General features: G+C 49.8%; 22 protein-coding genes. 18 read left to right on the top strand and 4 right to left on the bottom strand.

Going from position 1 to position 25,591, the window contains the following annotated elements:
- Positions 1–27 precede the first annotated feature (27 nt).
- A complete protein-coding gene (locus V4U84_RS02815) occupies positions 28–1,719 on the top strand; it encodes an ABC transporter ATP-binding protein (protein WP_334076744.1) in 1,692 nt (563 codons plus the stop codon).
- Between the two features lie 116 nt (positions 1,720–1,835).
- Here V4U84_RS02815 and V4U84_RS02810 read toward each other — a convergent pair whose 3' ends face one another.
- Entirely contained in the window at positions 1,836–1,994 is a 159-nt protein-coding gene (locus V4U84_RS02810; RefSeq protein WP_334076743.1) for a hypothetical protein, read from the bottom strand.
- A gap of 265 nt (positions 1,995–2,259) precedes the next feature.
- On the opposite strand from V4U84_RS02810, the gene V4U84_RS02805 reads away from it, so the two are divergent.
- From V4U84_RS02805 to V4U84_RS02755, 11 genes are all read left to right on the top strand, one after another.
- Positions 2,260–3,243 (top strand): ABC transporter substrate-binding protein, encoded by a 984-nt coding sequence (locus V4U84_RS02805; protein ID WP_334076742.1) that lies wholly within the window; start codon positions 2,260–2,262, stop codon positions 3,241–3,243.
- Positions 3,224–4,000 carry an ABC transporter ATP-binding protein gene (locus tag V4U84_RS02800; RefSeq protein ID WP_334076741.1) on the top strand — a complete coding sequence of 259 codons (777 nt, stop codon included), beginning with the start codon at positions 3,224–3,226 and terminating at the stop codon, positions 3,998–4,000. Before V4U84_RS02805 ends, V4U84_RS02800 begins: the two co-directional genes overlap by 20 nt.
- Complete coding sequence (locus V4U84_RS02795) at positions 3,994–4,746, top strand: ABC transporter permease (protein ID WP_334076740.1); 753 nt, start codon at positions 3,994–3,996, stop codon at positions 4,744–4,746. The genes V4U84_RS02800 and V4U84_RS02795 overlap by 7 nt, the downstream gene beginning before the upstream one ends.
- A 37-nt stretch (positions 4,747–4,783) precedes the next feature.
- Positions 4,784–5,782, top strand: a complete 999-nt coding sequence (locus V4U84_RS02790; RefSeq protein WP_334076739.1) for an ROK family protein — start codon at positions 4,784–4,786, stop codon at positions 5,780–5,782.
- 140 nt (positions 5,783–5,922) lie between these two features.
- Complete coding sequence (locus V4U84_RS02785) at positions 5,923–6,534, top strand: sugar O-acetyltransferase (protein WP_334073245.1); 612 nt, start codon at positions 5,923–5,925, stop codon at positions 6,532–6,534.
- 332 nt (positions 6,535–6,866) lie between these two features.
- Complete coding sequence (locus V4U84_RS02780; RefSeq protein ID WP_334073244.1) at positions 6,867–7,475, top strand: ABC transporter permease; 609 nt, start codon at positions 6,867–6,869, stop codon at positions 7,473–7,475.
- 157 nt (positions 7,476–7,632) lie between these two features.
- On the top strand, positions 7,633–8,292 hold the full coding sequence (locus tag V4U84_RS02775) for a response regulator transcription factor (RefSeq protein ID WP_334073243.1): 660 nt from the start codon (positions 7,633–7,635) through the stop codon (positions 8,290–8,292).
- A complete protein-coding gene (locus tag V4U84_RS02770) occupies positions 8,292–9,470 on the top strand; it encodes a sensor histidine kinase (RefSeq protein WP_334073381.1) in 1,179 nt (392 codons plus the stop codon). Before V4U84_RS02775 ends, V4U84_RS02770 begins: the two co-directional genes overlap by 1 nt.
- 95 nt (positions 9,471–9,565) lie before the next feature.
- Positions 9,566–10,249, top strand: a complete 684-nt coding sequence (locus tag V4U84_RS02765; protein ID WP_334073242.1) for an ABC transporter ATP-binding protein — start codon at positions 9,566–9,568, stop codon at positions 10,247–10,249.
- A complete protein-coding gene (locus V4U84_RS02760; protein ID WP_334076738.1) occupies positions 10,246–12,912 on the top strand; it encodes an ABC transporter permease in 2,667 nt (888 codons plus the stop codon). Before V4U84_RS02765 ends, V4U84_RS02760 begins: the two co-directional genes overlap by 4 nt.
- Positions 12,913–13,070: 158 nt before the next feature.
- Positions 13,071–13,166, top strand: a complete 96-nt coding sequence (locus V4U84_RS02755; protein WP_148450269.1) for a putative holin-like toxin — start codon at positions 13,071–13,073, stop codon at positions 13,164–13,166.
- Positions 13,167–13,509: 343 nt separating this feature from the next.
- Here the strand turns inward: V4U84_RS02755 and V4U84_RS02750 are convergent, their stop codons facing one another.
- From V4U84_RS02750 to V4U84_RS02740, 3 genes are read right to left on the bottom strand one after another with little or no spacing between them, the layout of a single operon-like run.
- The gene (locus tag V4U84_RS02750; protein ID WP_334076737.1) at positions 13,510–14,214 is read right to left on the bottom strand and encodes a DUF4097 family beta strand repeat-containing protein; all 705 of its coding nucleotides are present in this window, start codon (positions 14,212–14,214) and stop codon (positions 13,510–13,512) included.
- Between the two features lie 22 nt (positions 14,215–14,236).
- Positions 14,237–15,172 (bottom strand): ABC transporter permease, encoded by a 936-nt coding sequence (locus V4U84_RS02745; protein WP_334076736.1) that lies wholly within the window; start codon positions 15,170–15,172, stop codon positions 14,237–14,239.
- A complete protein-coding gene (locus tag V4U84_RS02740; protein ID WP_334076735.1) occupies positions 15,169–16,083 on the bottom strand; it encodes an ABC transporter ATP-binding protein in 915 nt (304 codons plus the stop codon). Before V4U84_RS02740 ends, V4U84_RS02745 begins: the two co-directional genes overlap by 4 nt.
- A gap of 192 nt (positions 16,084–16,275) precedes the next feature.
- Between V4U84_RS02740 and V4U84_RS02735 the strand changes: the two genes are divergently transcribed.
- The 6 genes from V4U84_RS02735 to V4U84_RS02710 all read left to right on the top strand — a co-directional run bounded on the left by V4U84_RS02735 (position 16,276) and on the right by V4U84_RS02710 (position 25,562).
- Entirely contained in the window at positions 16,276–18,081 is a 1,806-nt protein-coding gene (locus V4U84_RS02735; protein WP_334073237.1) for a hybrid sensor histidine kinase/response regulator transcription factor, read from the top strand.
- A gap of 188 nt (positions 18,082–18,269) precedes the next feature.
- Positions 18,270–18,956, top strand: a complete 687-nt coding sequence (locus tag V4U84_RS02730; RefSeq protein ID WP_334073236.1) for a response regulator transcription factor — start codon at positions 18,270–18,272, stop codon at positions 18,954–18,956.
- Positions 18,953–20,212, top strand: a complete 1,260-nt coding sequence (locus tag V4U84_RS02725; RefSeq protein ID WP_334073235.1) for a HAMP domain-containing sensor histidine kinase — start codon at positions 18,953–18,955, stop codon at positions 20,210–20,212. Before V4U84_RS02730 ends, V4U84_RS02725 begins: the two co-directional genes overlap by 4 nt.
- 116 nt (positions 20,213–20,328) lie before the next feature.
- Positions 20,329–21,090, top strand: coding sequence for an ABC transporter ATP-binding protein (locus V4U84_RS02720; protein ID WP_334073234.1), 762 nt, complete (start codon positions 20,329–20,331; stop codon positions 21,088–21,090).
- A gap of 1 nt (position 21,091) precedes the next feature.
- Positions 21,092–23,440, top strand: coding sequence for an ABC transporter permease (locus tag V4U84_RS02715; RefSeq protein WP_334073233.1), 2,349 nt, complete (start codon positions 21,092–21,094; stop codon positions 23,438–23,440).
- 184 nt (positions 23,441–23,624) lie between these two features.
- Complete coding sequence (locus V4U84_RS02710) at positions 23,625–25,562, top strand: serine hydrolase domain-containing protein (RefSeq protein WP_334073232.1); 1,938 nt, start codon at positions 23,625–23,627, stop codon at positions 25,560–25,562.
- Positions 25,563–25,591 lie beyond the last annotated feature (29 nt).

The raw sequence follows: 25,591 nt of genomic DNA, 5'->3' as shown, positions 1-25,591 counted from the left end.
CTGTGTAAGATGGAGGGAAGTAGCACAATGAAAGATTATAAAAAAGATTTTGTGCTATTTTTTAATACTATAAAAAAGTTGAATATACCTAAAAGCTCAATATTTTTAATATTATCAATCATGATAATTTCGAATGTCTTATCATTAGCTTTCCCTCTATTCTTCGGAAACATAATTAATGGAATTGTAAGCAAATCATTTTATGCAATAAAAATGAATTTACTTTATATGTTCTTATGTTATGTAGTTTCAACTATTTTAGACTACAAAAATCAAAAAATGATTATTAAGCTTAGTTATTCAGTCGAACTCAATATCAAGGAAGAATTGTTTAATTCAATCCTAGAAATGCCCTATTCTAAGGTTTATAAAATTGATAAGGGCAGGTTGGTCAATAACATTGAAAGTGATTCAACTATTTTTTCATCAATTCTTTTTGATAATATGAATTTAGTAGTGCAGACTCTTAGTATGGTGATCTCCTTAATATTTATGGTATATATAAGTCCAATACTAACACTTGTAACCATAGTGACATTTCCTATTACATTCATGATATATATTTACTCTGGGAGAAGGATCAAATTAAAAGAGATTGAATATACAAAAATGCATGATTCGTTTATGTCTTTTTTATATGAGTCTTTATCGGGATTGAAATCAATTAAAATTTTTAAGGTCGAATACAAGTGGAATGAGATGTTTAGAAAGAAGGTTATGGGTATTAATGATAAAAATTTAGAGAAGTTCAATGTTCAATTAGCAACGCAAGTTATCATTGGTACTGTAACGTTTTTGATAAACAATTTGAATATCATTTTAGCAATATTTTTGATATTTAGCGGAAGGCTTAGTTTGGGAATGATGACAGCATTCAATGAATATTCGGACAGATTCAAAGGTGTCCTAATGTTATTGTCGAGTCTTAACTCTAAAATACAACAGGTATCTGTTTCATTACGTCGGGTTGGTGAAATCGTAGAGTCTAATAATAACGGGAAAAATGAGTTTGTCAATGATAAAGAAACATATGACAAGATTGAGAAAATTGAAATTAAAAATCTAAGTTACACTACACAAAGTAGTATAGATGTTTTCAAAGATTTAAATATTAATTTCTATAAAAATAATATTTATCTTATAAAAGGTGCAAGCGGTTCGGGAAAGACATCTTTATTAAATATACTATCAAAATTAATTGACGATTATGCAGGGGAAATAATAATAAATGGTATAGATTTTAAAAATTATAGTGAAGAAAACCTGAGGGATAAAGTAAGTTATGTCACACAAGAACACTACATGTTTTCAATTTCAATACGAGAAAACATATCCTTATACAGAGATGTACCGTTTGAAGATATAGAAAATATATGCAAACGCCTAAATTTACATGAATTAATCATAAGTTTGCCGAATCAATACGATACTGTGATTAATGACGAGGGTTTAAATTTCTCTGGAGGACAAATACAACGGGTATGTTTTGCGAGAGCAATTGTAAGCAATCCCGATGTATATTTATTTGATGAAATTACTTCAGCTATTGATCCAAAAAATATTGAAGACGTATTAAGGATAATTGAAGAGATTTCGGCAAATGCTATTGTTTTATTGGCTACTCATGATAATTTTAAGTTTAATGTTCCAATAATTGAATGTAGTGTAGTGAATAAAGGGCTAGTAACTAGCGAATTACATTTAGTACAGAATGGTTAAAACTAACTCAACTTTCACAGATTGAAATCGGTAAATAACTTAATATAGCTAGGTACATATCAATACAATTATAGGGTTCCTTTCGGTATTGATGTCTTTAGGAGTGTCTTGAGTTTCTAAAACTCATCTCGCTGTAGTTCCACATTTACATCCAGCATCTGTGCCATCTGCTCGAGAGTATACCCTTCACGAGCGAGGTCAATCACTTCGTCCAAATCAAGCAGTTGATGATCTGCAAGGACATTGGCTTCGTATTCACCGATGCTTCGGTTCATGTCCGATGGTTCGTAGCTGCCTAGGCGGTTACGAGCTTTTTTTATGCGGTGCGGGTTTAAACTACAGCAAACTATTTAAATTTGTAAATATACAAAATGCGGCAATAGGTGTAAAATGACATTACTTGAGACGATCGGACGGGCGTATGGCCTATTTTCAATATATCTTGTGAATAAAAGCGCAAAGTGGTGGAAGACGTCTTAAGTAAAGTAGGCACATTGCCATACCAATTCTATATAGAACACATAGGGGAGAGAGACAACTATGAAGTTTGGAGCAACAAGAAAATTGATGATGCTGTTGGCGCTTGTGATTGTCGTCAGCATAGTGGGCGTGGCGTGCGGCAGCAAGACGAAGAATGCCAACACAGGCGGCGCGGGCAACACGGCGGCGGAGCTGCCGGAGCTGTCGCTGGGCCTTTTGCCTTCGATTGACGCCATTCCGTTCATTATTGCCCATGAGCAGGGCTTTGATCAGAAGCGCGGGGTGAATCTGAACATTCAGACGTTCAAAAGCGCCAAAGACCGAGATGTAGCTTTTCAAGCAGGTAAGGTTGACGGGCTGAGCGCCGATCTGGTTGCCATTTCGATCTACAATGAAGCGGGGCTAGATGTAAAAATCACCAGCACGACCTTCGGGGAATTTGATCTGCTGACCGGCAATAACGAGATTCAGGACGTGAAGGATCTGAAGGGCAAAACCGTGATCCTGTCCAAAAACACCTCCACGCAGTACACCGTTGCCATGATGCTGAAGCAGGCCGGTCTGACGGAAAAGGATGTCCATGTAACGGAAGTGCCGCAAATTCCAACCCGGCTGGAGCTGCTGAAAAATAACAAAGCGGACGCCGCGATTTTGCCGGAGCCGTTCGTCACAATGGGGAAAGCATCAGGCTTACGCGTGCTTAGCTCCACGAATCAGGCCCAGGTGAACCCGTTTGTGCTGGCTTTTCCGCAAAGTGCGATAGAAGCCAAGCCGGAAGCGATCCGCGCTATGTACGCGGCCTATGACGATGCGGTAGCGTACATGCAATCCCATGACCAGAAGGATTACATCGACCTGGTGATCAAGGAGGTCGGCTACCCGGAAACCTTGAAGGACCAAATTGAGGTGCCGGCTTACATCCCGGCCAACCAGGTCGATGTCAAAGAGGTCGAGGCGGCTTTTGCCTGGGCCCGCGAACAGGGACTGCTGACCAAAAACATCACTCCCGAAGAAGTGATTTCCGATGTCCAGTTCAAGAAATAACGGACTGCGCGTAAAGGAGCTTGAGGTTGAATACAAGAGCGGGGAGCTGGCGCTTGGGAGAGTGGATTTCACCCTGCCGGAGCATGGGATTTACACCATTCTTGGGCCATCCGGGAGCGGAAAATCCACGCTGCTGCGCGCCGTGTCCGGCCTCCTGCCGGAATACCGGGGCGAACTGCTGTTCAATGGGCAGCCCCTGCGCGGACAGGACGTTCTGATTGGTCTGGTGCCGCAAAATTACGGCCTCCTGCCCTGGAAGACGGTGAAGGCTAACATCAGGGTGGCGATGAAGATTGCCAATCCTAAGGAGCAGGACAGGCGGGCCCGGGAGGCGCACATTGACCGCTGGCTGACTGCGATGGGCATCCCGGAGCTGGCGGAGCGTTATCCGCTGTCCCTGAGCGGGGGGCAGCAGCAGCGGGTTGCGATTGCGCGGGCGTTTGCGATTGCGCCGTCTATTTTATTGCTGGACGAGCCGTTCTCTGCGCTGGATGCCATTACGCGGGAAGCGCTGCAGCTGTTGTTTCTGGAGCATTGGCGGGCGAACCCGGCCACAGCGCTGTTCGTGACGCATGATGTGGATGAGGCCATTCTGCTGGGGCAGAAGATCATTGTGCTCCCGTCAAACAAGAGCGAGGCGCCGGCGATGATTGACAATGAGGCGGTATTTGGGCTGGAGTATGCGGAGAAACGGGCCAGTGACGCCTTTTTTGCCCAGATCAAGAAAATCAGAAAGGTAATGCAGGAGAAATGGTGAATAAACGGCGGCGCAACTATATTTTGAGATTATTGCTGGTGTTCTTGGGGATGAATGCGGTCTGGTACGCGGCGTATATGCTGGTGCATCATCCGATACTGCCCAGCCCGCTCGGGGTCTATCAGGCGATGGGACAACTCGGCGGAAGGGACATTGTGCTGAATGTCGGCTATAGCCTGATGCGGATTTTTGCCGGAGTCCTGCTGGCGCTGGTTGTCGGCCTGATGATCGGGCTTCTGATGGGGCGTTCGGCGCTCTGGAACAAGCTGTTGGACCCGGTGGTGTATTTGACTTATCCGGTGCCCAAGATTGCCTTGCTCCCAGTGGCGATGCTGTTCTTCGGCCTCGGCGAGACCTCCAAGATCCTCATGATCATGCTGATTCTGCTTTTCCAAATTATCATTTCCGTACGGGACGGGGTAAAAGCCATTCCGGCAAGCACTTATGATGTGTTGACAAGCATTGGGGCAGGGGCCGGTCAGAAATTTTGGCATGTGACCCTGCCCGGCGCGTTGTCCGTGATCCTCAGCACCATCCGCATCTCGCTGGGCACGGCCATTTCGGTCCTGTTCTTTACGGAGATCTACGGCACCGAGCATGGCATGGGCTTTTTCATTATGGATGCCTGGCTGAGGCTGGATTATCCGCAAATGTACGCCGGGATCCTGCTGTTCAGTCTGGTCGGCTTCGTCCTGTTCCTGTTGGTGAACCTGCTGGACTACCGATTTATGAAGTGGCGGAAGTAAGTGTTTTGGACATGATATTTGTAAAGGGGGATGGAGCATGAAAAAAGCAGACGCTAATTTAATGAAAGAAATCAATTTAAATATAGTTCGCCAGATGATGAAACGTGTCGAAACGGCCACCAAACCACAACTTGCCTCGCTGACCAAGCTGAGTGTCGTTACGATAAACTCCCTTGTGAAGGAACTGCGTGAACTTGGCGAGATATTTGAGGATGAGACCGCTCCATCCAGCGGCGGGAGACCTGCGCTAACCTATCGTTACAATTATGATTTTAGCCTAGCGCTCGTTATGTACATGAAGGAGAACCTAGGGCAAGAGCTTGTTTCTGCAACGGTCGTGAATTTGGAAAATCAAATCTTACACCAAGAAGAACATTTAATGTCTGTGTTTGATCGGGAGCGCTTTTATAAAATCATTGGACACTTCCTCACATTATATCCTGCCATTAAAGTCATTGGAGTAGGTATTCCCGGGCAGGCTGTCAATGGTGAAGTTACGGTGAGCGGCCATCGGGAGCTGACGGGTTTTCGATTAGTTGAGGAAATTGAATCGCAGTTTGGGCTGCCTATTATGGTAGAGAATGATATTAATGCCGCCTTAAGCGGGTATTGCGCGAAGCAGGAGTTGGAGGACGAGCAGTGTATACTCGGGATGTATTTTCCTGTGGGGTATCCACCGGGTATGGGGATTTATCTGGATGGCAAAATCGTTAAGGGGAAAAACGGGATGGCCGGTGAAATCAAGTTTCTCCCCTTCGACCTGGATTGGCGTCGTAAAATGGACAAAGAGAAGTTTCTGGGGGCTGTGTGTCAAATTATTCAAACGGTCAATGCGGTTCTTGCCCCCGATAAAGTCGTTATCTATCAAGACAGGGTGGAAGCGGATGGTTGGGCCTCGATGTGGGAAGCTTATCAGATTCGGCAGCCCATGCCGTCATATCCGGAAGTGATTTTTCAGGGGACCTTTCAACAAGATTTTGAGGCAGGCATGCGTTGGTTAACTCTCAAAGAATTGGAACCGGCCTTAATCCTTTAGTTAACTCCCGCCTGAAATTCAATTTGAAAGGCCTCTCAGTTGTGTGTCTTGACGCAGAAAAGCTATTGATATAAAGTTAATAAATATTCTTTATAAAGTCATTTTAAGGCTTAAACTTATTGGAAAAGGAAGAGTGGCACATGAATCAAAAGGAAAGAATGCTTGCCGGATTGCCTTACAAAGCCTGGCTGGATGGTTTAAGCGAAGAACGAGTGGAAAACAAGCTTAAAATTAGGGAGTACAATCTGCTTCGTCCGGATGAACCGGAGAAAAGGGATGCGTTGATCCGCAGTATTCTTGGACATGCAGGTGAAAATGTGCACATTGAACCGCCTTTTCATTGTGACTATGGAAAGAACATCACGGTGGGCAAAAATTTCTTTACCAATTTCAATTGCACCATTCTTGATGTCGGCAAGGTGGTCATTGGCGATAATGTGATGTTTGCTCCCAATGTAGCGATTTATACGGCGGGTCACCCGATCCATCCGGATTCCAGAAACTCCGGGTATGAGTACGGAATTGCCATCACGATCGGGAATAATGTATGGATCGGCGGAAATGTGGTTGTCAACCCTGGCGTGACCATCGGAAACAATGTTGTGATTGGCTCGGGCAGTGTGGTGACTAAAGATATTCCGGATAATGTAATCGCCGTGGGGAACCCGTGTAAGGTTGTCCGCGAGATAACTGAAGATGATCGGAAATATTATTATAGAGACAGAGAATTTGATGTATTGGATTATCTCTAATACAGATTTAGGAGATCTTACAAGCCGATAACGATTGTTCTGGGTGATTCGTGAAATCACCGAAACAGGATAGTGTGGTAGATAAGAGTTTGAACGAGTGACTAAAATAAGGGGTGCCCGCCGGGCACCATAACCCTTATATTCTAAGCCTTAATATACCCCGAGAAATTCTCCTGCAAGTACCGTGAATTGATATCCTTCCTCCCTCAGCATATATATCTTTGAAACTGTATTCTATATAGAAACGTGGCAAATCCTGTGTTTATAACAGGTTTAGGGATTAATTGGACATCGGCCCCCGGTGAGTGAGAGAATAGCAAGTATCTGCGACCATGCTTGCAGTTTTGCCCGCTACGATTACTCTAATAGCGGGTTGTATCATCAATCGTGAGCAAACGGACGATACACTGAAGAACATATTAACGATCCCCGTTACATTCCGCCGGCTGCTGATCGGTAAATTGATAACTGTGGGGATACTTTCCATTTTTCTTGGAGCGGTGAGTTTTGTTCTGACACTTGTTGTATTTTTAATAAGCGGGTTTACGGGGTTGAGCGCAGCGTTTATGGTACAATCCTTGTTTCAGATGATCGGGATAAATCTATGTGTATATTTGGCAGTCTTGCCCATCGTTGTTGTTACAAGCCGCAGTGCAAACGGGTTTATGGCTGGTGTCGGTTTTGCCTTTTTCTATGGTTTTGTAGGTGTGTTCGCTGCGGGACACGGCCTTACAAATATTTATCCGATTGCAGCAGGACTTGGCATTATCAATTATCAGGAAGAGGGGGGCTCCATCTACATTCTTCCGTTATGCTATCTGACCATGTTGATTGTATTCCTGGCTTCAGTGGCTTTAATCGCCGTGATAGGAAATCGGATCAAGGAGCCAAAAGCCAGAAAGAAAAAAGTTCAGCCAAACTCGAAGGGAAGAAGAAGGTAACTCCTTTTCCGAAAACAAGGAGATTAAGCGGTACAAGTCGAATTGTAGGAGGAGATAGGTTGGCAGGCGAAAAACCGCAGATCCATGCGACAAAAAGGTTCACCGAGATCTCTATGCAGCTTGCCGATAGAGGACGGAGGATACATTGAGGAAAATCATGATTGTAGAAGACGACGAGACGATTTCGTTCGGTCTGACTGTTGCGCTCCGTAAAAATGGCTACTTGCCACTGGCTTGCGCGTCTTTGGCGGAGGGGAGGACGATGTTAGCCGAGATCGAAGATCTCGCGCTTGTTCTGCTGGACTGGAATCTGCCGGACGGGACCGGGGTTGAGTTCTGCCGTGAGGTGAGCACGGTCCGGGATGTGCCGGTGATCTTTCTGACCGTACGGGACGATGAGCAGGACATTGTGTATGGACTCGATTTGGGGGCCGACGATTATATCGTCAAGCCGTTTCAGTTGTCCGTCTTGTTATCAAGAATCAATGCGGTGCTGAGGCGGACAAAAGATGCCGGTCAAACCGTCATGCGCTGCGGAGAAATTATGCTGGATAAGCAGAAGGCGGGGGTCTGGGTTGCGGGGCGGGAGTTGTTGCTGACCGCGGGAGAGTACCGGTTGCTGACCATCCTGCTGGAAAACAAAAATCAGACCCTGACGCGTCCGCAGCTGTTGGACAGGCTATGGGACACTGAAGGGAATTTTGTCAACGACAATACGCTTACCGTGACCATGAAGCGGCTGCGCGAGAAGCTGAATTATCCCGCCTGCCTCAAAACGATTCGCGGCATCGGTTACCGAATAGAGGAACTCTCGTGATGACCAAGCGTTCCTTCCTTCAGGGTCTGACGATATTGGCCGCCTGCCTTCTGCTCGGGACGGTTTTAGGACTGCTGGCCGATCGGGTCCTCGCCCGTCAGGAATACCGGACGATCGCGCAAATGCTGGGCGCTGCACAGCAAATAAACCCGCAAGCCGAGGATGGGATGATGCAGGCGCTGAAAGCGGCGTCCCCCACGGACTTTGCCGCGGGAGATCGAATCCTTCGCCAATACGGCTACGCCCCCGCCGTTTTCCATGAGCGGCACGCTTTAACCCTGACTGGGATCGGTATAGGAATCTTGCTGATTCCGGGAGTAGGGCTATTCGTTTGGCTGCTGTTCCATTCAAAAAAGAAACAGGGGCGTATTCGCGGATTAACCACGTATCTGGAACATGTCAATCTCGGCCGGGAAATGCTGCTGGTGCGGCAGGAGGATGAATTCTCCCGGCTGGAGGACGAATTGTACAAGACGGTTACGGAGCTCCGGCAAACCCGGGAGAAGGCCTTGCGGGAACGGCAGGCCCTGGCCGAAAATTTGGCGGACATCTCGCACCAACTTAAAACGCCGATGACCTCCATGTCGTTAATGACACAGCTTTTGGCGGACTCGTGCAAGGGGGAGGAAGCGGACTACGTGGATAATCTGAGCCGGCAGCTTCGGCGTCTGGAAATGCTCGTTTCCTCGTTGCTGAAGCTGTCGCGGTTGGATGCGGGCACCTTGGAATTCAAGCGGGAGCCGGTGGATGTATATGCTATGCTGCTCCGTGCCGTTGAGCCGCTGGAAGAGGCGCTTCGTCTAAAGCATTTGCGGCTCGACATTTCAAGCGAATCCGGAGTGAGCTTTAAGGGAGATTCTACATGGACGGCGGAAGCCTTCCTGAATCTGATCAAGAACTGCAGCGAGCATACACCGGCTGGAGGGACGCTTACCCTCCGGTATTCGCAAAATCCGCTCTATACGGAAATCGTCGTCGAGGACAGCGGCGGAGGCTTTCCCACGGAGGAGTTGCCGCACTTGTTTGACCGCTTCTATAAAGGAAAAAATGCGGCGAAAGACAGTGCGGGCATCGGCCTGGCCATTTCACGTTCCATCATCGCCAACCAGAACGGAAGCATCCGGGCCGAAAACGCTCCTGACGGCGGTGCCCGATTTACGGTGAAATTCTATGCCTGACTCCATGTGCCGGGGGAAGGCTTTTTTTATTTCTCCCTGTCACTGAAATGTCATTTAAGGCTGATACCATGAAGACTGTAAAGGAGGCCATGTCCATGAAGTTATTAACGTGTGACAATGTAACTAAAACTTATGGTTCCGGCGAGGCGAAAGTTACAGCGCTAGATCATATTAGTCTTTCGGTGAACAAGGGTGAATTCGTTGCCATCGTAGGCGCGTCCGGGTCGGGGAAATCCACGCTTCTTCATCTGCTGGGAGGCGTAGACCGTCCAAGCAGCGGGAAGATATGGATCGAAGATACCGACATTTCGACGCTGAACGAGGAGAAGCTGGCGGTATTCCGCCGCCGCAAGGTGGGGCTGATTTATCAGTTTTATAATCTTATCCCTACGCTGGATGTGCGCAAAAATATTTTGCTCCCCCTGCTCCTGGACGGCAGGAAACCGGATGAAGAACGTTTTTCCGAAATCGTCACCGCGCTTGGTTTGGCGGATCGGCTAAACCACCTGCCCAGCCAGTTGTCCGGTGGTCAGCAGCAGCGTGTCGCCATCGGCCGCGCTTTGATTTATCGGCCGGCCCTGTTGCTGGCGGACGAACCGACGGGGAACCTGGACCGGAAAAACTCCGAGGACACTGTCGAATTACTAAAATTATCCCACAGCCGCTTCCGGCAGACGATCCTGTTGATCACCCATGATGAGAAAATCGCGCTTGAAGCCGACCGCATCATCACCATCGAGGACGGAAAAATCGTCTCCGATGAGGTGGTGAAACGATGAATATCCTTGCCGAGTACACCCTGGACTATGTGCGCCGCAACAAAAAAAGCAGTGTTGCCATCCTGATCGCGATCCTCATCGCTACAACACTGCTGTCTGCGCTCTGCGGCTTTCTGCATACGATGTATACGGACGAAATCCGTCTGACGATTCATAAAGAAGGCAACTGGCATGCCGAACTGTTTGATGACACCCCTGGCGATAAGTTGAAATATGTGACAGGACACCCCAATGTGGAACAGGTCATGATCAAAGGTCCATGGGAAGTGGCGCAAATCGAGGATCCGCGCCGCCCCTATCTGGTTATGCGCGGGCTTACCTCAAGCTACTGGAGCGATATGCCTGAGCGTCAACATATCCTTGAGGGCCGGATTCCGCATCATCCCGGGGAATTAGCCCTGTCCAAACAGTATTTTGAGCATCATCCCGACCTAAAGGTAGGGGATACGATTCGCTTGCCGGTGGGCAGCCGGGTACTGAACGGCGAAACACTGGAATCCCGATCCATCTACAAAAAAGGAGAACGCTTTGTCCCCACGGCGGAGCGGAGCTATACCGTGGTCGGGAAACTGGATATCACCACCAATTCCACCACCCCTGCCTATCTTGCTTACGGTTATCTGGATGAGGCGTCGATGACTCCGGAAGACAAGCTAACCATCTACATGCGCTTTAACAATCCCGGAACGGCGTATGAGGATATTGTCGAGATCGCCCGCTCCGTAGGCTACAAGCCGGATGAATACGGCGATTACATGGTGAGAACGAACAGCAGTTTGTTAGCCAAATATTTTGTGTTCCCTTCCGGGCAAGGAGGACAATTTCAAATTTGGCAGTTTTCATGGCCGCTGATGTTTGCGGCTATGGCCCTCCTGGTCACCGGCCTGTTCGTCGTGATTATCAGCAACGCTTTTGCCATCTCGGCAAATGCACGGCTCCGTCAGTTAGGGATACTGCAGAGCATCGGCGCTTCACCGAAACAAATCCGGCGTTCGGTCATTCTGGAGTCGCTGATTTTATCGGTTATCTCGATCCCTTTAGGATTGTTCTTCGGTTGGCTTCTGGACTTTGGCTTGTTCGCTTATATCAGCTCACAAGAGAAGCTGCGGGAAGTTCAAGACATCCGGTTTACCTTTGGCCTGCCCGCCGTGCTCCCGTCCGTACTGTTGGCCCTACTGACCGTATGGCTATCGGCGTCTATCCCGGCGCGAAAAATCAGCAAAATGTCGCCGATCGACGCGATTCGCCAGGGCGGTGAAATACGGGTCAAGAAATTGCGAAAGCCTTGGCTAAGCGGTAAGCTCTTCGGGATTGAAGGAGAACTCGCGAAAAACGCCCTGCGTGCCAGAAAAAAGTCGTACCGTACCGCGGTCATCTCCCTCACTTTGTCCTTTTGCTTGCTGAGCGGATTTTTGCATATGTTTTCAATCCTTGAGGTAGCCAATACCCTTTTCAGAGAAGATAGCCTTCATGAATCTGAGGAAAATATTGCGCTGCGAATTTTGGACGGAAATGTGATGGACCCGCAAATGGAAGAGCAGATACGGTCCGTCCCGGGAGTGAAAAGCGCGCTGTTTGTAAGTCATGTTCCTGCGGCAATGTGGGTAAAGGAGGATCGGCAAAGTGAAGCGCTTGCCGGGATCGGCGGTTTTTCCCGGATTGCCGACAGCGGCCAATACTCGTTGTATGAAGAAAACGGAAGCTACCGTCTGCAGACGAATTTGGTTGCGCTGGATGATCAAAGCTTTGCCGAGTACAGTCGGCGGATCGGCGCGGACGCCCGCTTATTTTACGATAAAGACGTGCCCCGTACTATCGTCGTTAACCAGGTTCGGGACGATTTACGCAGCAACCGGCGCGAGACTGTGCATATTCCTTTTTTAAAACTTCGTGCAGGTGAACGGTTGAATTTGGAGGAGAAGGTCTATTCGGAAGACAAGGGCAGTTATACTTTCACTACCGAAGTTGCTTACTTGACGGATGAAATGCCCCCCCTCGGAGATAGATACGATAACAATTTCGAGCTTGTGCAGATCATGCCGAGCAGCGTTTATCTTGGCATCGTTGGGCAAATGGCGGAGGAGCGCGCTATCCGTGCGCGATATGTTTCGATTCCGGTCGTGGCGGAGTCCGCGGATAGGATTGAACGCGTCACGGCCGAGCTGAAAAACGTCGTAGACAGATGGTATGGTTCGGGTGACTATGAAATTTGGAATATCATTGAGATAAAGGAATCGGGCGACAAGGGACGGCAGATGATGAAGTTCATTATCGTTTGCGTATCGGGTTTCCTTGCGTTGATTGGAATATCCAACGTATTTTCCACCGTTTCCGGAAATTTGCGGCAGCGGCAAAAGGAGTTTGCCGTGCTGCGATCCGTGGGAATATCGCCCCGAGGAATCGGGCGAATGCTGCTGCTGGAAGCCCTGTTGTTCGGCTTGATCCCGATTTTGCTCAGCATTCCGGTTACTATGCTTATCATTTGGTCATTCCTCAAGATCAATATGGTCTATTTAGGGGAATTCTTGCCCCACATGCCGGTACTTGAACTTGTGCTATTCGCAGCGTTGATTATCATTTCTGTGGTACTCGCTTACATCTTGGGCGGCCGGAGATTGAAACAGGGTACGATCGTTGACGTTCTCAAGGATGAAACGGTATAAGATTAGAAAGTACGTTTGGAAGAATTAATATTAACTCCTGAAAATGAAAGAGAATCGCAAAAAAAGGGGAACGCTTGTACGCGTTCTCGTTATAGGATAAAATGGAAATACAATTGAATCTTGGGTGGGCATGGTCTCCCTTCGAAGGGAGGTGAGCCATGGAGGTTAAAGATGCGATTCTCATCATGATTGCTTTTGGTACATTTATTATTGCACTTTTAACATACATCGGGAATAACAACAAGAGAAAGTAAAAAACCCACCCTAAGGTTGCACGCCGAAGGTGGGTTTTTGCCTTTTGAATACTCAGAGGGGAATCCCCATCCAAGCCAATTGTCGAGGCCAAGTGTTCGCAGCACTTGGTCTTGTTACATAAATAATACCATAGAGAGAACTGATCGACAAGTTTAAGGACAGAGTAGAAACATTACTGTTACACCGATTACGATGGTAGTTAAAATTTACGAGGAATACAAATCAAAAGGCGTAATCATTGCATACGATACTGCGGGTGATCGGCAGGACCCCTTTAAAATACAGACGCCAGAACAGGGCTTGAACCTTCCTCCGAAGGTCCAAGCCCCAAGACCCGGCCGACTACCGCTTCTGGTTCACGCTTCCTTTCACATGGCCGACTTGGACTTCCCCACTGCCGGATTGTTTGACGGTGACATCGCCGTCAACCTGGTCGATGTCGAGTTTGCCGTCACCCACGTCGACGATCGCGGAGCCGCCGATCTGTTCCGCGGTTATTGCTCCATTCACGTTGTCGATATATAGATTAGCCGCCGCGTTGCTAATATTTATGTTACCGTCGCGATTGTGGATAGTGACATCTTTTCCGATGTTTTTGACATCGATGTTTCCGTTAACATTATCAATCTTGACGGCGGATGCAAGATCGGCGATTTGGATCGAACCGTCTTGATGAGATTGGATTTCAACCGATAGATCGGCCGGAATAGTTACCTTTAGACCGACCGTCCCCTTCCCGCTGGCTAAAAACTGTCCCTTGAAAAATGCCATCAAGTGCGCTTCCCCATCGCGTTCTTCCAATTGTAATTGGAGCTTGTTTGGGTCTATATTTCCGGAATGGCTAATCTCGGCAGCGACCTGAATGGTCTCGCTCCGGGGATCTCCGGTGATTTCGATATCGCCGTTTCGATGGTCGATAATCAGCGATTCCAGCGAGGCCGCATCCAACTTCAGTTCTTTGCTGTCGGTCGTCGTCTCGCTTGTTGATTGGCAGGCGGACAGCAGAAACAAGGCGGCGATAAGCAGCGAGTAAATTATCTTTTTCATAATAACCTCCGGATGAATTGTTTTAAACCACATCACGCTTGACAAAAGCAGGGTAAGAGATCAAGTGCATAACAAGAAGATGGAGCAGAATTAGCCCGACCGAAAACCCAAAAGTGATACCTGCAACGGAAGGATCGTCAAGAACATATTGGGTGAGATTCGTATGCGAAAATACAAAGTATCGGGTCCATCCCCAGCCGTTCATCGCCGTAGCAATGACAAAGCCGGCTACAGCAACTAGCAAGGATACTACAATGGAGAAGGTTGAGCTTTTGAAAGCCGCGGATATCATAAACGCTAAAGTAACGGTTACCAGTAAAAACGGGATATGCAGCAAGTAAGACTCGAATAAGGCCTGGATAATGGTCGTTTGCTCGACAGCGCCATTTTGAACATAGAGGTACGAACCGCCCAATCCCTGAAAACCGAGCACAACGCCTCCAAGGACAACGGAGATCACCGCTCCGATGAGCAACAATACCAGTCCAAAAAGGATGGAGGCGATATACTTGGAGAGATAGATTTGGGTCCTGCTTGCGGATCGCGTCAGCAATAACTTGATGGTACCGCTGATAAATTCGGCGGCCACGATTTCCCCGGCAATAATGACGGAAATGAACGAGATGGCGACGATCAGATTTCCCGCCTGGTCTACGGCAAAACTCCAGGTGTTCGTTGAAGGGGGCAGGTCCGTATCCAGATGATACTGGTTAAGCAGGGTCCTTTTTTCCGCCTGTGTGATTTCAATGGGGAGAGCGTCCGGCTTGGTCAGATCAAGTTTGAGAAAAGCAATTTCCTGTTCCAATTGTGTCCGCCAATCTTCCTCAATAAGGACGTTGTCGGAGGATTTCAGGTTTACGAATTGAATAATGATGAACAAAATGATAATGCCGATTAAAATCCAGTTCCGTTTTCTTTTGAATATTTTCATATTCTCATTTCGAATCAGGTTGATCATTTTTGTCGTTCTCCTTCCGTCATCGCCATAAACGTATCCTCCAAAGATGGCTTGAGTGTATTGACGCCATACACTTGGATCCCTGCCCCGATCAATTTTTGCGTAAATTCCGGTATCCTGGATTTTGCCATGCGCAGGACGATGTGGTTACTGTCCCTTAAAATTTCCTGACCCACGGTCAAGGCCTGAAGAATTTGGACCGCTGCCTCGGGCCGGTCAACTTCAAATTGAACTTTAAAATCGTCCGCCTGCTCTACCTCCGACAAGTCGCGGATGCCGATCAATTTGCCCTGCTGAAGAACGGCCACCCGGTCGCACATCAGCTCCATTTCCGACATCAGGTGGCTGGATATCATAATGCCTACTTCTTCTTGACGAGCCAGATGAATCAGATGCTCTCTGAGCTCGCGAATCCCCGCCGGATCCAGACCGTTTGTAGGTTCATCCAGCAGGAGCAGGGAGGGGCGGTGGATAAGGGAGACGCCCAGTCCCAAGCGCTGGCGCATCCCCAGCGAATAGGTGCCTACCTTCTCATGAATGCTATGCTCCAGACCGATCAGAGCGATGATGTCCTTGATTCGTTGTTCTGTAACCCCTTTGCTCATTCTCGCAAAATGAATCAGGTTGTCATATCCCGATAAATATTTGTAAAGATCCGGGTTCTCGACAATGACACCGATGCTCTTCATCGCCTTTTCACGATCGGTTTGCGTATCGACTCCATTAATGAGGATGTTTCCCGACGACTTGCTCATCAGGCCGACAATCATGCGGATTGTGGTTGTTTTGCCAGCGCCGTTCGGCCCCAATAAGCCGAGGATTTCCCCTTTGTTCAAGGTAAGGCTGACGCCATCTACAATGGTTTTCTTGCCGATTTTTTTGGTGAGATGATCAATTTGTAATACGGGCACCCTAGCACACTCCCTTTGTTTTATCGCATGGAATAGGCTATAATTCATTCATTGTGGATCGCGCTATTCATGAGTACATCCTACTGAACGGGCTGTCATATTGACCAGTTACAAACTGTCACAACCTTCCGTGACAATACCAGTAGAGCTAAACTGACAGGTTTTATTCGACCATGACAGGGGACTTATTATATGTTTGAACGTTTTCAAATCAACGGGAAATGGTCCTGGCCAGATTGGACCTTGTTGTGTATTCACGGCGTGTGGGTTACCGCCGTCTTGATATTTATGTATCAGGATCAGCCCGCTTTTCCGTTGGGAATCATATTGCCCGTACTCTTGTTGTGCCATTTGCTGCCGTTCTTCTTGGTGCATTACAAGTATCGGTATTATCTTGCAGCCGCGCTAATCATAGCTGGTGGAGCATCGGTCCTGCTGGCGTATAGCTTCGGTTTGCTTCGCTTGTTTCTCCCCGTTCTTCTCATGCTGGGGTTTTACAGCCGCGGGAGAGCCCATGCTCTAGCCTTGCCGTTAGCCGTGGGCATATTTGTCCTGAGTGCGGTGGCCCCCGGTAGTATGCTTCCGTTACAGCGGCCTTTCTGGGGACAAAGTGTAGCGGACGCGCTGGTCCTTTACGGCGTCGGTTTTGCCTTGCAAAAAGGTGCTGCCGCTATAGACAACATCAGCAACAAACTCGCCATTGTAAAAGAACAGTATACGATTCTTGAGCAATACTCTTCCCAAATCGAAAAGATGACGCTGCTGGAGGAACGTTACCGTTTGGCTCGGGAGCTGCACGATACGATCGGGCATAGTTACACCTCGTTGATTCTGGGCATGGAGTCGTTGCGGCCTCAAATTCAATCTCCGGAGGGCGAAGAGAAGCTTGAGGCACTGCTGGGCTTGGCCAGAAACGGGCTGGATGATATACGTCGTCAAGTGCACCGGATGGACCCCCTGGAGGAATCGGTGCCGATGGATCAGGCTCTGATGCGAATGATTGAAGAATTCAAAACGAGTACAGGAATTCGTGTGTTTTTTCGGACGATGGGACATCCGTATCCCGTGATGAAGCAGGCCAAGCTGGTCCTGTATCGTTGCCTTCAGGAATCCCTGACCAATGCCAGCCGCCACGGCCGGGCCAGCCGGATTGAAGTAACGCTCCAATATGACATGGCCTGTCTCATGCTGCAGATTCAGGATAACGGTGCGGGAAATTCGCAGCTTCAATATGGATTCGGCCTGACCGCGATGAAGGATCGCCTGACCGCTCTGCAAGGGAATCTGTATATTCACTCCAGTGAAGAACAGGGTACACTTGTTACCTGCACGGTTCCTAACCGGACGAATGAGGGGACCGAGCAAATCAAAGTCCTGATTGTGGATGACCACTTGCTGGTTCGTGAAAGCCTGAGATTGCTGCTTGGCGAAGAAAAGGACATGCGTGTGCGCGTTGCCGGTGACGGGAAGCAGGCAATGGAAACCTGCGAGCGGGAGTTGCCGGACCTCATTCTCATGGATATACATATGCCTGAAATGGATGGCCTCCAAACAACCAAGAAAGTGAAGGAAGCCTGGCCGGGTGTCCGGGTAATCATGATGACTACGCTGGACGAGGTTGATGTTGCGGCAGAGTCGCTTCGCCTGGGGGCGGAGGGTTACCTGCTCAAGTCGATTCATCCGAAGGAACTCGCGGCAACGATCAGGCTGGTTTATAGCGGGGGGACAATGATTTCGCCACATGTCGCACAACAGCTTTTTCAACAGCAGACGGAGAAAAGTGCGGCAAATCCCTACGGATTAACCGAGCGGGAACTGGATATTCTCCAGTGCTTGACGGATGGGAAACGAAACAAGGCTATTGCCGAGAAGCTGCATTTATCGGAGGGGACGATCCGCAATTATATTTCAGCGATCTATTTAAAGCTGCAAGTGAGCGACCGCGACACGGCCATTGCGAAAGCCAAAAAGGAACAGTTAGGCACAAAAAGCTCTTAAGAGGCGGATATTCGCTTCTTGAGAGCTTTTTTTATTGCCCATCCCTTCCAATGCTCGAACGTTGAAGTCACGTCAGCCAAAGGACGCCGTCAGGCCGGAGTGCCGGGTAACATTTCCGCTCAGCCTTGTTTCATGCTATCTTAAGGGGATGGTGTTATTCAAATTCTGGCGAATCATGGAGAATAAACATGAACTATGACTGCTTAATTGTGGATGACGAGCGTGTGCTTGCGGAGACAACATGCGAGTATTTCAATATGTTTGAGGTTAAATCGGCCTGCGTGACCAGCGCGGAGGCGTGCGAACGGTTCCTGCGGGAGCATGACACCTCGCTGATCCTTCTGGATATCAATCTTGACGGGAGTTCGGGGTTTGATCTGTGCAAAAAATTGCGGCAGACGCTGGATATCCCGATCCTGTTTATCAGCGCCCGCTCCAGTGATGACGATGTACTGATCGCCCTGAACATCGGCGGCGACGATTACATCCAAAAGCCCTATACGCTAAGCGTTCTGCTGGCCAAGGTCAAAACCGTGCTCCGACGTTACGGAAAACAGCGTCCCTCAGCGAACCTGCTCGAATTTGGACAGGTGCGGATCGACTTGGCGCTTTACCGGGTGCGGGTGAACGGTGAGGAGGTCAAATTCAAAGCGCTGGAGTACCGCTTGCTCTGCTATTTGGCGCAGCATAAAAACCGGGTAGTGCCCAAGGAAGAGCTGTTCGCCAAGGTATGGGGCGACACGTTTACCGGGGACGGAACCCTGAATGTGCATATCCGGCATTTACGCGAAAAAATCGAGGATGATCCGAACCGTCCCCAGTACATCAAAACGGTGTGGGGCACGGGATATGTGCTGGAGGACGGCGAGCGATGAGAATAAAGGGGATGCTTCTGACGCTGCTTGCGGTATGGCTCCTCGGCTTCATGCTATCGCTCCGGGCGATTGATAATGAAGTCGACCCCAGGCTTGATATCGTGATGGCGAACCGGTTGCTGAAGACGGTGGAAAGCCACTGGGGCGAGATAGGGGCAGGCGATTACAGCGGCATCCCACTGCAATTTGTCGTGCTCGACCAGCGCGGGAAGGTGCGCTACCGGTCGACTGGCGGACTGCCCGAAACCGTAAATGATGCCGTCAGGAACAGGGATGCGGTGCTTGATGTGACGGTTGCGGGGCAGCCGGCGGGAAAACTGATTATCCGGGATAATTATGGGCAAACCGTCCGGCGCAGCAAAAGGCAATGGGTGACTATAGTGCTGACGACTTTTGCGGTATTGGCAGTACTGTGCGTGCTTTATGTCCTGTTTCTGAACCGCACCATTTTCCGGCCGTTCCGAAAGTTGCAGAAATTCGCTTTGAATGTGGCCCGCGGCAACCTGGATTTTCCCCTTCAAATGGATAAAAATAATCCGTTCGGCGCGTTCACCGAAAGTTTCGATATTATGCGGGAGGAACTGGCGGCGGCGCGGCAGAGCGAATATGAAGCCAACCGCAGCAAGAAAGAGCTTGTGGCCGGTTTGAGCCACGACATCAAAACGCCGGTCTCGTCCATCAAGGCGATCAGTGAACTGATGTTGGTGCGCACAAACGATGAGAAGACGAAAAACCAGCTGGACATGATCCACTCCAAGGCTGAGCAGATCAACCTGCTGGTTACGGATATGTTCCATGCGACTCTGGAGGAATTGCAGGAGTTGAAGGTGAATGTCACCGAGGAACATAGTCTGATCCTGCAAGAAATGATCAGGAACGTAAATTACGATGACCGGATCGTATGCGGCCCCATCCCGGGATGCCTTATTTTGGCGGATTCCATGCGTTTGCAGCAAGTCTTCGACAATGTTCTGAGCAACGCTTACAAATATGCGGGCACCACGGTCAAAATCGGAGCTTGCATTCTTCGCACCCACCTGCAAATCGAGATTATGGATTACGGGAAAGGCGTTAACCCGGAGGAGCTGCCGCTTCTGTTCAACAAATTTTACCGCGGCAGCAATATTGAAGGCCAGAACGGGGCGGGGCTTGGGTTATTCATTTCCCGATATTTGATGCGGAGCATGCAAGGGGATATCGAGTGTCATAACCGTGCCGACGGTTTTACTGTGACCTTAAGAATTAAGCTAGCCTGACCGATTTAAGGAATGGTTAAGGATTGGACAAAGATTAACTAAGAATTGATCTTGTAGGATAGAAATATGGCGGACACCCGATTGCGCAATTCGTAGAACAAGGGAATGATCGTTTCGTGCCAAATACGCTATTGAGAACGGAGAAACTATGCAAAACCTTCTCCACCGGCGGCAATCAACAGCATGTGCTCAAAAATCTGGACCTCGATCTGCTGGAAGGAGACTTTACGATTATTATGGGGAGCTCCGGCTCCGGTAAATCGACATTGCTTTATGCGCTTTCCGGCATGGACAAGCCAACCCTGGGCGAAATTTATTTTGATGGGGAAAATATTACGCGGTACAGCGAGAGCCGGCTTGCCGTTTTTCGCCGGACCCATTGCGGATTTGTGTTTCAGCAAACCTACCTGCTGGACAATATGAGCGTGATGGATAACGTGCTGGCGAACGGGTTGCTGGTGAACCGAAACCGGCGGTCCGTCACGGCTAAAGCGGAGCAACTGTTCACCCAAGTGGGATTGCCCGCATCCTCATGGGGCAAATTCCCCTCCCAGTTGTCCGGCGGCGAGGCCCAGCGAGTCGGCATTGTCCGCGCCTTTATAAACAGCCCGAGCCTCGTGTTCGCTGATGAGCCTACAGGCGCCCTCAATTCCGCGTCCGGCGACAGCGTGATGGATGTGATGTCGGAGATGAACCGTGACGGACAGAGCATCGTGCTGGTCACGCATGATCTGAACACGGCTTTGCGGGGCAATCGCATCCTTTATCTGCGCGACGGCAGCATTTACGGTGACTTGGCGTTGGGGGCATTTCAGAACGAGCAGGGTGGGGACCGCCGGGAGAGGCTGAAGGCATTTTTGGCCGAAATGGGATGGTGAGTTGAACGCGTTGAATCTGTCCGCCGCCCATCTCAAAAAATCCAAAAGTGCAGCCGTCTTCCTGTTCATCCTGCTCATGATGGCCGGGATCCTGTTGAACCTCGGCCTGACCACCGTGTCCGACATGGACACTTTTTACGCGGACAAGGTGCGTGAGCTGCACGATCCGCATGTCGGCATTGCGATGGACAGCGCAAGCTGCAAGCCGGCTTACCGGGATTTTCTGGCATCCTATCCGGGCGTAAGGGAGCTGGAGACGGAGCAGGTGATTCTGCTGTCCGCCTCGACGATTCCTTTCTATAAGAATGATTCGGGTTTTGGCATTCATACCATGGTGCTTGATGCGGATGCTGCCCGAAACATCGCTCCGGTAAAGCTGATTGAGGCGGCCCCTGCCGATACGGGAGGAGGGATCTATATTCCTTATACTCTGAAAGTGCGGGGCGGTTACGAACTGGGGGACAGCTTTCCGATTACTTATCGGGATAAACAGTATAGCTATCGTGTCGCCGGATTTTTTGAGTCGACTTTAATGGGCACTCCGAAGCTGGATATGATGAAATTTTATTTGCCGCAAGCGAGCTTCCGACAGTTGTCCAACGACTTGGGGCCCGCAGTCCAGGGAACGCTGATGTCCGCCATCTTAACGGACAGCAAGCGATCGGGCACGTTGTTAATGGATTATTACAAAGCGTTCCCCCGGTCAAACGAGACTGTAATCCCCGGTTTTTGGGCCGCGAATACGCAAATGGCCGAGGACGGCGGGGCATTCGTCGTTTATTTTGTCTCGATGATGCTGGTCGCATTTGCGGCAGTCCTTATGCTGGTGTCACTTTTGGTCATCAAATTCCGCATTGCGGACCGTATCGAAGAGGGGATGATCCACATGGGCGTCCTCAAAGCGATGGGCTACACTAATCTGCAGATTGTATTATCCTTTTTTGTACCGTATGTATTGCATGCCTTCGCGGCCAGCATCGCAGGTGTCGCCGTCTCCTGCGCGGTTATGTCCGCATACGGGAAAGCGGTCTCCGCTTTGGCGGGGCTGGTATGGAACGGAAGCGCGCATGCGGGCTCCGCTCTGGCCTGTGTCGGGTCGGTGACTTTACCGGTATTTGCAGTGGCGTTCCTGTCCGCAGTCCGCATCTGCGGGATCCATCCTGTCGATGCGTTGCGGGGCGGGATCAAGTCCCATAATTTCAAACGCAATTATGTTCCGCTGGACCGTACCAAAGGCAGCCTGCATGGGCTGCTTGCCTGCAAAACGATGCTCGCGAGCGGCCGGCAAAATCTGCTGCTCGGGTGCATTATAGCCGCAGTCACTTTTGCTTCGGTTTTCTCGGTGGTGCTGTATTACAACATGGCCTGGGATAAAGCGGCCCTGTTCCAAATGCTCGGTTCGGAAACGCCTGATGTCGGTATTCAGGTCCAGTCCGGCCAAGACAGTTTGCAATTGCTGACGGCGATCCGGCGGATGGATGGGGTGGGCAAGGCTAATTTAACGGCGTCGATTCCGACGGTAGTCCATGGTCAAATCGTAAGTACGGAAATTTCCGATGAGTTCGAAACACGGGACAACCAAACGGTTTACGAAGGTCGTTATCCGCTATATGACAATGAGATCGCCATTAGCGGCAGGCTGGCCGGGCTGCTGGGCAAAACGATCGGGGATTCCGTAAGGGTGGAAGCCGGAAACGGAGCTTATCTTTTTCTGATTACGGGGCTGAACCAATCGTTCAGTGCGGAAGGAAAGGGAGCGTCATTAACCCTGTCGGGCCTCAACCATCTGATCCCTGGACATACGGGGATGTCCATTAATGTTTACCTGCAAGGAATGGGCAAATCGGTTTTCACGCAGGAGGTTAAAGCGGGGTATGGAGATCTGATCCGTTCCGTAACCGATGTGAATGCATCAAAGGAAAGCGGAACGCAAGTATATGGCTCGGCATTATGGGCCGTGATGACCGTGATTCTGTCCATATCGATGCTGGTGGTTGTCCTGGTTCTCTATCTTGTCATCAGGACGTCCATTCTGAAGCGGCGAAGAGAAATGGGCATTCTGAAAGTGGCAGGTTACACCTCATTCCAACTGATGACCCAAGTTACACTAAGCATCATTCCGGTAACCGCAGCCGGCGTCATGGCGGGGGGCGCGCTCGGCGCCCTGTATACCAATGCCATATTGGAATTCCTGCTCGCGGACGCGGGGATCTCCAAAGTCCGCTTTATTGTCCCGATGCCGCCTGTTGTAGCGTTATGCACAGCCATTATAGCCTTTTCCTATGTTGTGTCGCTTTTTGTGGCGCGCAGAATCAAAGAGGTCAGCCCGTATGTATTAATTACGGAGTAACCGGACGGCAGCTTATGGGTTGAAAAAACAAAGATGGGCTGCGAGGATGAGTTACGTCGTGCCTCGAATCCATAAGCTGCGGAAGTCCGCGGGCCAACCCAATATATATTATAGTTATAAAACATCTGTTATATCTTTGAATAATAAATATGTAGCCTCTGTAAGAAGGAAGGAGCACAACCATATGAATATGAGAATACGAAAGCCTGCTTTTGTATTTCTGATAAGTGTACTGCTTTTCACTGTCTTATCGGTCCGGGCCTATGCGGCGAATACCGCCGCAACAGGGGAAACCCCTTCGGGGATACCCTATAGCCGGCTGGGGGAAGAGATCGACAGCTTTGTAAACTCCCATATCGGAAAGTCCACTCCCGGCGCCGCGGTTGTGGTCACCAAGGGCGACAAGATTATTTTCTCCAAAGGGTACGGCTATGCCGATATGAAGCGCAAGGCGGCCGTTGATCCCTCCGCTACCGTGTTTGCCTACGGCTCCATCAACAAAGCGTTCGTCTGGACGTCTGTGATGCAGATGGTGGAAGCGGGCAAGATGCGGCTGGATCAAGATATCCGGGCGTATTTTCCCAAAAAGGTCGCGGAGCAGCTGCGTTACGACAAGCCGATCACAATGCTGGACATTATGAGCCATACGGCCGGTTATGAGCAGCATCCGCTCAGTACATTTACGCTGTCGGCGGAGAACTTGACCTCGCTGGAAGAGACGCTGCTGTCAAATCAGCCCGAACAAATCTATGAACCCGGACAGGTGATCGCCTATTCCAACTTTGCCACGGCACTGGCCGGTCTGGCGGTGGAGAAGGTGAGCGGGGAATCTTTTTCCGACTACGAAATGAACCACATTCTGAAGCCTCTGGGAATGAACCGCACCTCCGGGCATCCTACCCTGGCGGATCACCGGGATTTGCGGGAGGCGGAGGCTATGGGTTACGCGGTGAAACAGGAGGGGGGCTTCGAAACGAGAGCTCACTATTATGTTCCCATGTATCCGGCGGGAGCTATGGAAGGAACGGCGGAAGATCTGGCCCGGTTCGCCATGGCGCTGTATGCCGAGAACAGTCCGCTGTTCGCCCGGCCGGAGACCGTGCGGACGATGCTATCCCGGAGTTATACGCCGAACGGGGAGATTCTGTCCAATGCGCACGGATTCTGGGAATACCGGGCAGAGCCCCATGCCGTTGGACACAGCGGGAATGTGAAGGGATTTTCCGGCAATTTCGCGATCGTTCCCGCGGAGCGGCTTGGCATCGTTGTCTTGACGAACACGGAAATCGAGCAGAAGCTCACCTCCGGCATCATTAATCTGCTGGTTCAGGACAAGACGAAGGAAGCCGAGGGACCGGTCCCGGCGGCCGATTTGTCACCGTCCGGCGAGTTGGCCGGATACTACGTTCAATCGGGCGGTACCTACTCCACATATCACGAGGTTACCAACTATCTGGGGTTGATCAAGGTGGAAGCAAAAGGGGAGCATGATCTTACGCTGAGTGTGATGGGCATGTCGGGCGAGCTTAAACAAACAAGTCCCAATGTATACAAGTTCGCCAAGTCCGACAATCCGAGATTTGAAAGATTGGCCCCGGTGCTGTATGCGGAAATTTCGGACGGAGAAGTGGTGCGCTTAAGCAAAGGGATTGCTACGGATATATTGCCGCTCAAGGGAAGCCGTTCGCTTCCCGCGCTGATTAGCTATTTGGCGTTGGCCATCCTTGCTGTCGTATTCTTTTTGCTGGCTCCATTGGTTCTGCTGATTCGCTGGCTTCTGCGTAAAAGAAAAGGCGCTTCGTCCGCATCGGCAAGATTGGCAGGTAGTCGTTTGCTAGCGGCCGCTGTCCTGTGCGGGACACTTCTCGTAGTCAACATTCTCTATTTGCTGGTGAATGCCATGATCAACGAAAACGTGACGGTAGGCCAGATGAATTTTGGCGTTGCCCTAAATTGGGTGCTGAGCTTGCTTGCCGCGGGATTGTATGTGTTCTCCCTGGTTAAAAGCAGAAGTGTACCGCAATCCAAATGGCGGAAATGGGGGCGGATCGCCACGGGCGTGCTGTTCACCGGCTTTGCCCTGCTGCTGGCCGATTGGCACTTCTTCCACTTCATCCCGTAAGGCGTTGCAGACTATGCGTAGTGGCTTCT

Source organism: Paenibacillus sanfengchensis, from assembly GCF_036864765.1.
Taxonomy (GTDB): Bacteria; Bacillota; Bacilli; order Paenibacillales; family Paenibacillaceae; genus Fontibacillus; species Fontibacillus sanfengchensis.
The sequence above is the reverse complement of the archived record's forward strand: the minus strand, read 5'-3'. Positions and strand labels throughout refer to the sequence as shown.

Excerpts from the sequence above, each read along its gene's own strand:
- V4U84_RS02815 (WP_334076744.1), top strand. The coding sequence starts at position 28 with ATGAAAGATTATAAAAAAGATTTTGTGCTATTTTTTAATACTATAAAA.
- V4U84_RS02810 (WP_334076743.1), bottom strand. The coding sequence starts at position 1,994 with ATGAACCGAAGCATCGGTGAATACGAAGCCAATGTCCTTGCAGATCAT.
- V4U84_RS02805 (WP_334076742.1), top strand. The coding sequence starts at position 2,260 with ATGAAGTTTGGAGCAACAAGAAAATTGATGATGCTGTTGGCGCTTGTG.
- V4U84_RS02800 (WP_334076741.1), top strand. The coding sequence starts at position 3,224 with ATGTCCAGTTCAAGAAATAACGGACTGCGCGTAAAGGAGCTTGAGGTT.
- V4U84_RS02795 (WP_334076740.1), top strand. The coding sequence starts at position 3,994 with ATGGTGAATAAACGGCGGCGCAACTATATTTTGAGATTATTGCTGGTG.
- V4U84_RS02790 (WP_334076739.1), top strand. The coding sequence starts at position 4,784 with ATGAAAAAAGCAGACGCTAATTTAATGAAAGAAATCAATTTAAATATA.
- V4U84_RS02785 (WP_334073245.1), top strand. The coding sequence starts at position 5,923 with ATGAATCAAAAGGAAAGAATGCTTGCCGGATTGCCTTACAAAGCCTGG.
- V4U84_RS02780 (WP_334073244.1), top strand. The coding sequence starts at position 6,867 with ATGCTTGCAGTTTTGCCCGCTACGATTACTCTAATAGCGGGTTGTATC.
- V4U84_RS02775 (WP_334073243.1), top strand. The coding sequence starts at position 7,633 with ATGATTGTAGAAGACGACGAGACGATTTCGTTCGGTCTGACTGTTGCG.
- V4U84_RS02770 (WP_334073381.1), top strand. The coding sequence starts at position 8,292 with ATGACCAAGCGTTCCTTCCTTCAGGGTCTGACGATATTGGCCGCCTGC.
- V4U84_RS02765 (WP_334073242.1), top strand. The coding sequence starts at position 9,566 with ATGAAGTTATTAACGTGTGACAATGTAACTAAAACTTATGGTTCCGGC.
- V4U84_RS02760 (WP_334076738.1), top strand. The coding sequence starts at position 10,246 with ATGAATATCCTTGCCGAGTACACCCTGGACTATGTGCGCCGCAACAAA.
- V4U84_RS02755 (WP_148450269.1), top strand. The coding sequence starts at position 13,071 with ATGGAGGTTAAAGATGCGATTCTCATCATGATTGCTTTTGGTACATTT.
- V4U84_RS02750 (WP_334076737.1), bottom strand. The coding sequence starts at position 14,214 with ATGAAAAAGATAATTTACTCGCTGCTTATCGCCGCCTTGTTTCTGCTG.
- V4U84_RS02745 (WP_334076736.1), bottom strand. The coding sequence starts at position 15,172 with ATGATCAACCTGATTCGAAATGAGAATATGAAAATATTCAAAAGAAAA.
- V4U84_RS02735 (WP_334073237.1), top strand. The coding sequence starts at position 16,276 with ATGTTTGAACGTTTTCAAATCAACGGGAAATGGTCCTGGCCAGATTGG.
- V4U84_RS02730 (WP_334073236.1), top strand. The coding sequence starts at position 18,270 with ATGAACTATGACTGCTTAATTGTGGATGACGAGCGTGTGCTTGCGGAG.
- V4U84_RS02725 (WP_334073235.1), top strand. The coding sequence starts at position 18,953 with ATGAGAATAAAGGGGATGCTTCTGACGCTGCTTGCGGTATGGCTCCTC.
- V4U84_RS02710 (WP_334073232.1), top strand. The coding sequence starts at position 23,625 with ATGAATATGAGAATACGAAAGCCTGCTTTTGTATTTCTGATAAGTGTA.